The organism is Bacillota bacterium (genome assembly GCA_036504675.1).
Classification (GTDB): Bacteria; Bacillota; Sulfobacillia; order JAJYWN01; family JAJZPE01; genus DASXUT01.
The window spans coordinates 1-11395 of sequence record DASXUT010000027.1 but is presented as its reverse complement, the minus strand read 5'-3'; the positions used below and the strand labels follow the sequence as shown (position 1 = coordinate 11395).

11 protein-coding genes are annotated in these 11395 nt (G+C 66.2%); all 11 read right to left on the bottom strand.

Going from position 1 to position 11395, the window contains the following annotated elements; genetic code table 11:
• Positions 1–62 precede the first annotated feature (62 nt).
• Complete coding sequence (locus tag VGL40_02110; GenBank protein HEY3314064.1) at positions 63–1037, bottom strand: succinylglutamate desuccinylase/aspartoacylase family protein; 975 nt, start codon at positions 1035–1037, stop codon at positions 63–65.
• Positions 1024–2898 (bottom strand): aldehyde ferredoxin oxidoreductase family protein, encoded by a 1875-nt coding sequence (locus tag VGL40_02105; GenBank protein HEY3314063.1) that lies wholly within the window; start codon positions 2896–2898, stop codon positions 1024–1026. Before VGL40_02105 ends, VGL40_02110 begins: the two co-directional genes overlap by 14 nt.
• A gap of 2 nt (positions 2899–2900) precedes the next feature.
• A complete protein-coding gene (locus VGL40_02100; protein HEY3314062.1) occupies positions 2901–3314 on the bottom strand; it encodes a 4Fe-4S binding protein in 414 nt (137 codons plus the stop codon).
• A 62-nt stretch (positions 3315–3376) separates the two neighbouring features.
• Positions 3377–4579: a CoA transferase gene (locus VGL40_02095; protein ID HEY3314061.1), complete on the bottom strand. Its 1203-nt coding sequence runs from the start codon at positions 4577–4579 to the stop codon at positions 3377–3379.
• A gap of 67 nt (positions 4580–4646) precedes the next feature.
• Entirely contained in the window at positions 4647–5387 is a 741-nt protein-coding gene (locus VGL40_02090) for a FadR/GntR family transcriptional regulator (protein HEY3314060.1), read from the bottom strand.
• Between the two features lie 105 nt (positions 5388–5492).
• Positions 5493–6038, bottom strand: coding sequence for a GNAT family protein (locus VGL40_02085; protein HEY3314059.1), 546 nt, complete (start codon positions 6036–6038; stop codon positions 5493–5495).
• A 54-nt stretch (positions 6039–6092) separates the two neighbouring features.
• The gene (locus VGL40_02080; protein ID HEY3314058.1) at positions 6093–7301 is read right to left on the bottom strand and encodes a PLP-dependent aminotransferase family protein; all 1209 of its coding nucleotides are present in this window, start codon (positions 7299–7301) and stop codon (positions 6093–6095) included.
• Positions 7302–7328: 27 nt separating this feature from the next.
• Entirely contained in the window at positions 7329–8228 is a 900-nt protein-coding gene (panB, locus tag VGL40_02075; protein HEY3314057.1) for a 3-methyl-2-oxobutanoate hydroxymethyltransferase, read from the bottom strand.
• Between the two features lie 474 nt (positions 8229–8702).
• Positions 8703–9572, bottom strand: a complete 870-nt coding sequence (gene sucD, locus VGL40_02070; protein HEY3314056.1) for a succinate--CoA ligase subunit alpha — start codon at positions 9570–9572, stop codon at positions 8703–8705.
• Positions 9573–10706, bottom strand: a complete 1134-nt coding sequence (sucC, locus tag VGL40_02065; protein ID HEY3314055.1) for an ADP-forming succinate--CoA ligase subunit beta — start codon at positions 10704–10706, stop codon at positions 9573–9575.
• Between the two features lie 256 nt (positions 10707–10962).
• Positions 10963–11395: malic enzyme-like NAD(P)-binding protein (locus VGL40_02060; GenBank protein ID HEY3314054.1), on the bottom strand; the 433-nt coding region annotated here is incomplete at its 5' end.

The following is an 11395-nucleotide window of genomic DNA, read 5'->3' as shown; positions in this document are numbered from 1 at the left end:
AGGATCAAGAGCCGCTTCCAGGTCCGCACTTCTCCCTACCTCCCTTTGTTCGTAGCTACCTTCTAGCTGCTTTCACCCTCGGTGAGCACCGCGAACAGGGCATCGCCCTGATTGACAGGAGGACAGGTGACCACGAACAGAACCTCCCCCGAGGCCTGTGAGACCACGTCCTCCAGGTCATCCCCAAAGACATCGACCAGCTTACCGATACTCTGGCCCTTCACCACCGGGTCGCCGCACTTGATCCTCGGGAGGAAGATCCCGCGCCGGCTCGAGCTGTGCCAGACCATCTTGAGGTTCGGCAACAGCTTGACCTCGCCGGCCTTGAGCGGCATCACACCCAGCAGGGACAGGATGTTCTTCACCCCATTGACGTGGAAGGCCAGGTCTTGAGGGTCAAGGAGCCCCTGGCCGCCGGCTTCGGCGATGATCGCCGGCTTGCCGGCCAACGCCGCCGCGGCGTACCCGGACCCCGGAACGGTGCCCTCGAGAACCCGCGGGATACCGTAGACATTGGCCATCTTCCGAGCGACGGTATCCTGCTCGACGTTCCCCGACTTGAAGTAGAGGACGAAGGGCAGGATGGCCTCGACCATGTCTCCCCCGTGCAGATCGATGAAGTAGTCGCAAGAGAGAATGACGTTTTTGTGGTGTTCGTGGACCATCTGTTCGCTGATGGTCCCGGTGGGTTTGCCGGGATAGGTGCGATTCAGGTTGAGGCCGTCGAGCGGGTTGATGTAGGTCGCTCGACCGAAGAAGGCCGGCACGTTGACGATGGAGACGATGACCACGGCTCCGCGGCTTAAATCGTCAGGCTTGAGATCGTGAGCCAGTTGAACGGCGGCGATGATCCCCGGGTACTCGGCGCCATGGACGCCTGCGGTCACCCCGACCACGGGTCCGTCGTTCTTGCTCCGGATCACCGTGAGGGGCATGTTGATCTGGTAACCGGGGCCGTTGACGGGTAGGAAGCCCCGGACCTTCGTTCCCGGGAGGGCTGAAAGCGGGCCGACCTGCAATGGCTCACCAGTCTTCATGGACAGTCCCCCTTCCCTTGATCTGTTGGTGCTGTACCTCGGCCACATCGGCCAGACCCAGTTCCTCCAGCTTGGCCCGGGTCGGTAGGCCGTCCGCGGTCCATCCCCGCAGGCGGTAGTAGTCGTCGAGGAGATCGTCCAGGCGCTCCCGGGGGATGAACTTGCCCTTGGCCGGCCCGGTCGGGATGGCCTCCTCGGCCTGACGGGCCGGCGGGTAGTCCCAGCCGCGGCCGAACCCCGGCACCTCGCGTTGGAAGAAGCAGCGGTTCTGGTTCCAGACCTTCTCCGACACTCTCATCAGGTCGTCCCAGGTAAGGTCCCAACCGGTGACCGCCTTGAGGAGCCGCGGGTAGTGGTGGTAGTCGAAGCCGATCTCGACCCACTGCAGCCGGCAGACCCCCAGGTGGTCGAAGATCGGTCGCAGGTGCTGCAGCTCGACGACCTTCTGGGCCTTGCCCTTAAACTCGTCCTGGCCGACCTGGACGTCATGGGTGATCGCCCAGGCCCGGCTGTGGTGCGCCCCGATGTCGCAGGTCATATAGGCCAGCATGTTGGCCGGGGCGTAGCGCGATTCGTAGCCGGAGATCTCGAGCCCCTTGACCTGCGGGGCGATCCTCATCGCCGCCGGCCCGATGGCCTCGGCCGCCCGCCTGGTCCCCTCGGCCAGGAGATCGCCCAGGCCTTCCCGGGCGCCGATCTTCTGGGCCAGGTAGACGGCGGCCCCGGCGTCCCCGAACCGGGCCTCGCGGCCGATCTGCTCCTTGGTCAGGAGGCCCTTCTCGAAGCACTCCATGGTGAAGCCGATGACCGCGCCGCCGGAGATGGTGTCCAAGCCGAGGTCGTCGAGGAGGTGGTTGATATAGGCCACGTCGGCCACCTCCCCCAGCCCGCAGCTCCCGCCGACCAGGGCCGCGGTCTCATACTCGGGTCCCTCGACGGGGACCGTTCCGAACTGCGACTTGGCCATCGAGTACTTGCCGCAGGGGGTCGGGCAACCATGACACCCCTTGCTGATCGGGTTGAGCTTGGCCAGGAGGGCCGCCCCGTTGATCCCCTGGTGCCCTTCGAACCACGAGCTGGAGAAGTTGCGGGTCGGGAAAGCGCCGATCTGGTTGACCCAATTGACCACGCCCGACGTCCCTTCCGGCGTCCACTGGGCCAGGCCCGGGTTGTCGAAGCAGGCTTGATACATCTCCTTGCTCTGGGCGTAGGCCTGGTCGATGTCGGCCACCCGGACGGACCCGTGGCCCCGCACGGCGACGGCCTTCAGGCGCTTGCTGCCGGCCACCGCTCCGAGGCCCGTGCGACCGGCCTGCCGCCCGTAGTCGTGGCCGATGCAGGCAAACTTGACCAGCTTCTCGCCGGCCGGCCCGATCAGGGCGATCTGGAAGTCCTGGCCGAGTTCCCTCTTCAGGGTCTCCTCGGCCTTGAAGGTGCCGAGTCCCCACAGATGACCGGCGTCTCTCAGTTCGACCTTGTCGTCGTCGATGAACAGGTAGGTCGGCTTCTCGGCCTGGCCGCGGATGATCACCAGGTCGTACCCGGCCTGCTTGAGCTCAGGGGCGAAGTGGCCGCCCATGTTGGAGTCGCCGTAGCCGCCGGTGGCCGGTGACTTGGCGCCGAAATGGGCGCGGCCCGAGCCCAGGGCCAGGGTCCCGTTGAGGGGCCCGGTGGCGATGACCAGGACGTTGTCAGGGCCGAGGGGGTCGGCGCCCGGGGGGACTTCCTTCCAGACGACCCGGGAGACGAAGCCGCGCCCGCCGATCCAGGCCTTGGCGAAAGCCTCGGTCAGGGGCTCCTTGGTGATCGTCCCGGTGGACAGGTCGACTCGAAGGATCTGACCAGCGTATCCGTACAGCATTGTCAGTACCACCGCTTCTCGGCGATGTCCCCGTCGAGGTCGTAGACCGCGCTCCGCGGGCAGAGCCGGATGCACTCGCCGCAGAGGGTGCACTTGAAGGGGATGTCATCGCCGGTGATTGTCCGCATCACTTTGAACGGGCAGGCTTCCACGCAGGCCAGGCAACCCGTGCACAGGTCGCGATCGATCCGGAAGACGCCGTCGTCACCCTCGGCGATGGCCTCCACCGGACAGGCCTCGGCGCACTTGCCGCATTGGTCGCAGACCCTGATCCGATACCGCCCTGGCGTCGGGAACTCGCCCTCCACAGCCAGGGCCGACTTCTTCGGGTTGAGCTCCTTGAACAAGCTGACCGAGCAGGCCATCTGGCACACCTGGCAGCCGGAGCACCGTTCCTCTTTGAGTCCGATCTTCATACCTCAGCCCCCTCGAGCAACGCAGGTTGATGGTTCAGGGCCGCGACGAAGGTGACCGCGGTTCAGATCACCTCTTTGTCCTTCAGCCGCTTGAGGTCATCCGCGGACAACCCCAGGGCGCCGAAGACCTCCTCGTTGTGCTCCCCTTTGGCCGGTCCGGTGAAGCGGATCGAGCCGGGCGTCCGCGAGAACTTGGCGACCACGTTGGGCATGGTGACCTGCCCGAAATCCTTATCCTTGACGGAGACCAGCGATTCACGGTGGACGACCTGCGGATCAGTGAAGATCTGATCCATATTGTAGATCGGCCCGACCACGGCCCCAGCCCCGAGGAGAATGTCCATCACCTCGGCCTGGGTGTGCTCGAGCATCCATCCGCCGATGATCGCGTCAAGCTCGTCGACGTTCTGGACCCGGCTCGGGTTGTCCTTGAAGCGCGGGTCGGTGATCAGCTCGGGGCGGCCGATGGCCTGGAAGACCTTCTCGGCGATGGGTTGCGCGCTGGCCGAGAGGCCGACCCACTTGCCGTCGCCGGTCTTGTAGACGGTGCGCGGGGCGGCCGTGTTGATCCGGTTGCCCATCCGCGTCGGGAGGATCTTCAACAGGTCATAGTCGATGATCGAGGCTTCGACCAGCCGCATCAGGGGCTCGTAAAGGCAGATGTCGATGACCTGACCCAACCCGCTGCCGCGGACATCCCGCTCGTAGACGGCGATCATGATCGCCAGGGCCGCGAAGATGCTGGTCACCCCGTCGGCGAGGGCGATCGGCGGGAGGGTCGGCCCGCTGTCTGGGTAGCCGTTCATGGCCGCGAACCCACTCATCGATTCGGCCACCGTGCCGAAACCGGCCCGCTGGGCGTAGGGGCCCGTCTGGCCGAAGCCGGTGCAGCGGAGGACGATCAGGCGCGGGTTATTGGCGTGGAGGACGTCCCACCCGAGCCCCCATTTCTCGAGGGTCCCGGGACGGAAGTTCTCGATGAAGACGTCGGCATCCTTAGCCAGCTTGAGGAAGACCTCTTGGCCCTCGGGTCGGCTGAAGTTCAGGGTGACGCATTTCTTGTTGCGGGACAGGCTCTTCCAGAACAGGCCGATGTCGTCCTTGACCGTGCCGAACTTGCGGGACTGGTCGCCGGTCTTGGGGTGCTCGACCTTGATCACCTCGGCCCCGTAGTCCCCCAGGTAGGTTGCCGCCCAGGGAGCCGCCATCATCGTGGCGGCGTCGATCACTTTCAGGCCGCTCAGGGGGGGATTGCCTGGGTCCACGGCCGGGCCTCCTTCGTGCGATTGCGGTGGTTGCGCACCGGCTGTCCGCGGTCTCCCGGACCGCGGTTCAGTCGATGGCTTGAATGGTCGGCTGCTGGGATTCCTTCTCCAGCTCCCGGAAGCCGCTGATGATCCGATCGAGGTGGGCGGCCATCGCCAGGCAGGCCTGATCCACGTCCGACCTCTTCATCGCCTCGTAGATGAGCCGGTGGTCCTGGGCGTACGCCCGCCCGGCGGCGGCCACCAAGCGCATCCTGGTCGGACCGTAGGTCTCCCGGTAGAGCCCGCTGAGCATGGACATCAGGCTGGCCAGGACCTTGTTCTCGGTGGCCTCGGCGATGTGGGCGTGGAAGTCGCTGTCCGACTCATCCGGCATGAGCCCGGCCTCGACATCCCGGTTGAAGCGGACGACGTCCTCGAGGATCCGGGTCAGGTCCGAGGGTTGGGCCCGGGAAGTGGCCAGGGCGACCGCCTCGACCTCGAGGACCTTGCGCACCTCCAGAAGGTCGACGACGGCCTGGTATTCCTTGAAGGCGACGAAGGCGAAGGACTGGATCAGGTCGCTGAACCTGACCTGACGGACATAGGCGCCGCCCCCCGGGCTGACCTCGATGACCCCCATCGTCTGCAGGACGGTCAGGGCCTCCCGGACCGACCCCCGGCTGACTCCGAGCATCTCGGCCAATTGGCGTTCGGGAAGGAGTTTGTCTCCCGGGCTCAGCCGACCCTCGATCATCAGGGTCCGGATCCGGTTGATGATGTCCTCATACCGGCGTTTCTCCCGGTCTCTCCGATCGGCGATCTCCAATTGATCTCTCCTCTTCGCCCGGGTCGACCGACCGCCGTGGAGGGGCGAGTTCGGGTGACCCCACTAATTCACTTCGTTCTTTCAAGAGCCTCCTGGGCAGGGAAATCAGCTGGCGCGGGAGGCTTCCTTGGCCCGGAACTCACTGATCAGGCAGCGCATGATGTAGGCGTTGGTGAAGTGCCCGTCCCGGAAGTTCTCCTCGAGGAGAAGGGCCTCGCGGACGAAGCCGACGCTCTCGCCGATGCGGATGGCCCGCTCGTTGTCCTCGTGCAGCCAAGTCGAGATACGGTGGAAGTTGAGCTGCTCGAAGAGGTACCGGAGGATGACCCGGAGGGCGTCGGCCTCATACTCGTCGCCGGTGAACTCGGGGGCGAACATGTTGATGAAGACGTCGGCCGTCCGGTTGCGGGCGTGGATGCTGTGCAGTTGGATCAGGCCGATGACCTTGCGGTGGACCTTGTCGCAGACGACGAAAGCCTTGTCCCGCTCGCTGCGGGCGATGTTCTCGAGGAAGCTCTCCCAATAGGCCTCGCCGTAAGGGAAATGGGGGCCGAACCGGTGCATGACCTCCTCCTCGTTGAAGCCGGCCAGGACGGCCGGGAGGTCGGCTCTGAGGATCGCTCGGACGATGGTCTTCTCGCCTCTCAGCATGGGTAAGCACCTCCTGGGATGGGTGGGCCGGTCGCTTGGCCAAACCGGGGGGCCTCAGGCCCGGGCCAACTCCTCGCTGAGGAATTCCCCGAGCCGCTTGAGACCGACCGGAATCAACTCCACCGGCGGCAGACTGTAGGACAGGCGGGCCTGCCGGCGGCCGCGCCCGTCGGGATAGAAGACGGTCCCGGTGACGTAGCCGACCCTGACCTCCTTGACGATCCTGGGCATCAGGGTGTGCAGGTCGAGCCGTTCGTCCACGGTCACCCAGGTGTAGAAGCCGCCGACGGGTACGGTGTGCTCGCTCCCGGGTGGAAAGTAGTCCTCGATCGCCTTGAGGGTCGCCGCGGCCTTCACCTTCAGGGCCTCGACGCTCCGAGCGATCTGGGTCTCGATCAACCCCCGCCGGCCGCACTCGAGGGCCATGACCTGGCCGAGGGACCCCGAGCACTGGTCGGCGATCTGCTTGAAGAGGATGAACCGCTCGATCAGGTCGGGGGAGGCGATGATCCAGCCCAGCCGGACGCCGGGGGCGAAGATCTTCGAGAAGGTGCCGAGGCTGATCACCAGCCCCTCCTGGTCGAAGGCCTTGATCGCCGGGGGCGGCGCGCCCTCGTAGCAGAGTTCGGAGTAGGCGTTGTCCTCGACGACGGGCAGGCCGTGCCGGGAGGCCGTCTCGACCAGCTTCCGGCGGCGCTCGTCGGACATCGTCGCTCCGCTCGGGTTCTGAAAGCTGGGGACGGTGTAGAAGAGCTTGGCCGGCTTGCCTTCGCGTTCGAGCCGGCGGAGCAGGTCGTCGAGGGCCTGCAGGTCGACCCCGTCGTCATCCAGGGGGACCGTCTCGACCCGGGCCTGATGGCAGTGGAAGCACTCGATCGCTCCGACGTAGGTCGGGCCCTCGGTGATGACGACGTCCCCGGGGTTTAGGAAGACCCGGCAGACCAGGTCCAACCCCTGCAGGGAGCCGGCGGTGATGAGGACGTTGGGAGCCTCGAGGCCCTTGATCCCCATCTTGACGGAGCGCTCGGCGAGGAACTCGCGGAGGGGCCTGATCCCCGGCACCGTGCAGTATTGCAGGGCCTTCCCGGCGTCGGTGGCCAGGACCTGGCTGGTGATCTCAGCGATCTCGGGGATGAACCAGCTCGGGTCGGGAAAGCCTCCGCCAAAAGAGATCAGGTCCGGCTCCTCGAGGAGGGCGAAGATGCCGGCCAGAGCGGAGCTGCCGAAGGCCTTGGCCCCGGCGGAAAGCTTGTCTTCGAACATGGATTCGGCCACCTTTCAGCGGCGGAACTACTTGATATAGCCGTCCCGGCGGAGCTCGCGAAGGATCTCCTCGACCTGCTCCGGCTTGATCCCGTAGGTCTGCTCGGGTTGCGGGAACTGGCCACCCCTGACCTCACTGCAGTACCTGGCCAGCGCGTCCCCGGCATCGGCGGCCAGATTGGCGTACTGCTTGACGAACTTGGGGAGGAACCCGCCGAACAGCCCGAGCAGGTCGTGGAGGATCAGCACCTGGCCGTTCGTCCCCGGTCCGGCCCCGATGCCCACGGTGGGCACGTCGAGCACGTCGGTGACGATCTTGCCGACCTCGGCCGGGACGGCCTCCAGGAGGATCGCGAAGACCCCGGCCTTCTGGAGGGCCAGGGCGTCATCGATCAGTTCCTTGACCGCGGCGCCGCTCTTGGCCTGGACCTTGAACCCGCCCAGCTGCGAGAAGCTCTGCGGGGTAAGGCCGATGTGGCCCATCACCGGGATGCCCGCCTCGACCATGGCCTTGACCGTCAGGGCGACCCGGCGCCCGCCTTCGAGCTTGATCGCATCCATCCCGGCCTCTTTCAGGAAGCGGCCGGCGTTCTCCATCGCCTTCTCCTGGCTGACTTGATAGGACAGGAAGGGCATGTCGCCGATGATGAAGGTGTTCCTGGCTCCCCTGGCCACCGCCTTGGCCATGACCAGCATCTCGTCCATGGAGACCGGCAGGGTGTTCGGGTACCCCAGGTTGACCATGGCCCCGGAGTCTCCAACCAGAATGATGTCGATGTCCACCCGATCGACCACGTTGGCGAAGGCGAAGTCGTAGGTCGTCACCATGGTCAGCTTGCGACCCTGGGCCTTGGCGGCCATGATCTCGGGGACGGTCATCTTCCTCTTGGCGTCGGCGGGCGCCGTCTTCTTGACGTCAGCAGTCATGGTACTCCCTCCGCGTGCGAGATTGGAGCCAAGGGCCGGATAATCGGGAAACGAAAAAGCGGTCCACGTGTGGTCAGAGAAGCCCAAACAGAGCTGCAACTCACTGGCGCCTGCTGTGCTGCCTTTCGAGTGGTCGGTCGCCGCCGGCAACCGGGGATGGCTGAGAGGCGCCGCTTCCCCGCTGGCCCGGCCGCTGGCCGACCACCGGTCTGACCGCTGGACCGATACGGGAACATTCTCGCTGTTGCCAAGGATTCCTGCTCTGCGAGATCGTGACCGCCGCGAAATGAGGCCTCCAATCGCGCCAAGCGTGGCCCGCCCCGCAGCGGCGGGCTTTTTGCCGAGGTTTTGGACGGCCAGGGAAATCAAGGGAGCGCGCGACCGGTTTAGAAAGGAAACGAACCGGGTCAGTGATCCGGTTCGCTTGTCTCGATGCTATGCTGGGCATTCGGGAGCCGCGAACCCGCGCCGGCCCTACTTCCCCAGCTTCTCCTTCAGCAGCTCCGGTACCTGCCATGGGAGCTCGGCCACGGCCGCCCCGCCGGCCTCGAGGGCCTTGACCTTTGACTCGAAGGTCCCCCGACCGCGCTCGATGATCGCCCCGGCATGCCCCATCCGCTTGCCCGGAGGGGCCGCCTTGCCGGCCAGGTAGGCCACGACCGGCTTGGACATGCCCTTGACGTACTCGGCCGCCTCTTCCTCGGCCCGGCCGCCGATCTCGCCGATCATGACCACGGCTTCGGTGTCCGGGTCGGCCTCGAACCGCTTGAGGACGTTGACGAAGTTGAGGCCGACGACCCGGTCGCCACCCATCCCGACGACTGTCGACTGGCCATAGCCGGCCTGGGTCATCGCCGCGGCAATCTCATAGCTCAGGGTCCCGCTGCGGGCGACCAATCCGACCCGGCCCGGGGCATAGATCTGATTCGGCATGATCCCGATCTTGCACTTTCCCGGGGAGATGATGCCGAAGGTGTTCGGGCCGATGACCACCGCCTCGTGGGCGCGGGCGAAGGCCATGACCTCCATGGCGTCGTGGACCGGGATACCCTCGCTGATGGCCACGACGACCTTGATGCCGCCGTCGATGGCCTCGAAGATGGCGTCCTTGGCAAAGGCCGCCGGGACGAAGATGATCGAGGCGTTGGCCCCGCGGGATTCCACGGCCTCCTCGACGGTCTCGTAGACCGGGACTCCCTCGACCTCCTGCCCGCCCTTCCCCGGCGACGTGCCGGCGACGACGCGGGTCCCATAGGTCAGCATCTGCTTGGTGTGGAAGGCGCCCTGGCCGCCGGTGATCGCCTGGACCAGGACCTTAGTTTTCTCGTCAATGTAGATGGCCATCTAGCGCGCCTCCTTGGTCGCGGCCACGACCTTGGCGGCCGCTTCATCAAGTGACTTGTAGGCCACGATGCCGGCCTCTTGGAGCAGCCGGACCCCCTCCGCCTCGTTGGTGCCGACCAGACGGACGACGAGCGGCACCGGGATCCCGCGGTTCTGCTTGACCCAGAGGATGGCCTTGGCCACCTCGTCGCAGCGGGTGATCCCGCCGAAGATATTGACCAGAATGGCCCTGGGCTTCTGCGACAGGAGGACGTCCATGGCCTGGGCCATCGGCTCGGAAGACGCCCCGCCGCCGGCGTCGAGGAAGTTGGCCGGACGGCCGCCATAGCGAGTCAGGATGTCCAGGGTGGCCATGGCCATCCCGGCCCCGTTGGCCATGACGGCGATGTCCCCGTCGAGCTCGACGTAGGATAACCCGATGTCCTTGACTCTCCGCTCCAGGGCCGTGCCCTCCTCCACGGCGGGCAGGTCCTTGTGCCGGTACAGGGCGTACTCGTCGACGTTCAACCGACCGTCGGCGGCGATGACCTCTTCCTGCCCCGGCCCGGCCCCGGTCGAGATAATCAAGGGGTTGATCTCGACCAGCTCGGCATCGTAGGCCCGGAAGATCCGGTAGAGCCTGACCATGACGTCGGCGACCTTCTTGGCCGGGATTCCGGTCAGCCCCAGGCGGCGGACGACCTCACGGGCGGTGTATGAGTATAGCCCCCAGGTGATGTCGATCGGCCGCTTGATGATGGCCTTTTCGGGCACCTCCTCAATGCTCATCCCGCCCTGGGCGGAGGCGATCAGCAGGGGCCGCCTGGCCGCCCCGTCGACGGCCACGCCGACGTACAGCTCGTTCTCGATCTTCAGCTTCTTCTCCACCAGGAGCCGGTCGATCTTGAAGCCCTTGAGGTCGGCCCCGAACATCCCCCGGGCGACCTCCCGGGCCTGCTCCGGCGAGTCGGCGAACTTGATCCCGCCGGCCTTGCCCCGGCCGCCGGCCAGGATCTGCGCCTTGATGGCCACGGGAGCGCCGATCTCGAGGGCCACCGCGGCCACCTCGTCGGGGCTCATCGCCACCCGCCCCGGCGGAACCGGGACCCCGTTCTTGGCCAAGACCTGCTTCGCCAGGTACTCGTACAACTTCAACGCAGCATCACCTACTGTTCGAGTTTCCTTCGAACGCGAGCGAGACAGGGCCGTCGCGGCGGGTCCCTATTCCGATGCGGGTGTGGTCTTGCGGCGGCCCGTCCGCGACGAGACCCGCCCGGCCCTCGGGCGACGGGACCAGGATTTCCGACAACCAGCCGCCCCGGCCAGCGAAATCGCGGCCGGGGCGAGCCAATCTACCTATTCCCGCTCCCCGCCCAACCGGCCGCCCGGCTCAGCGTCCGGCGCATACAGGTCAGCGACCGTTGATCTTCTCCACCAATAGCCGGCACTTCTCCGCGATGTCCGCCGGGTCGCGCCGCAACCGGGCGACGCCAGTGTCCATGGCCGCCTTGGCCACGGCGGCGGCGACGGCCGGGGCCACCCGACGATCAAAGGGCTTGGCGATGACGTAGTCCGCGGCCAACTCATTGTCGGGGATCAAAGAGGCGATGGCCCGGGCCGCGGCGATCTTCATCGCCTCGTTGATATCCTTGGCTCGCACGTCCAGGGCGCCGCGGAAGATGCCCGGGAAGGCGAGGACGTTATTGATCTGGTTCGGGAAGTCCGACCGGCCCGTGCCGACCACGGCCGCCCCGGCGGCCTTGGCCTCGTCCGGGAAGATCTCCGGGGTCGGGTTGGCCATGGCGAAGATGATCGGGTTCTTGTTCATCGAGGCGACCATTTCC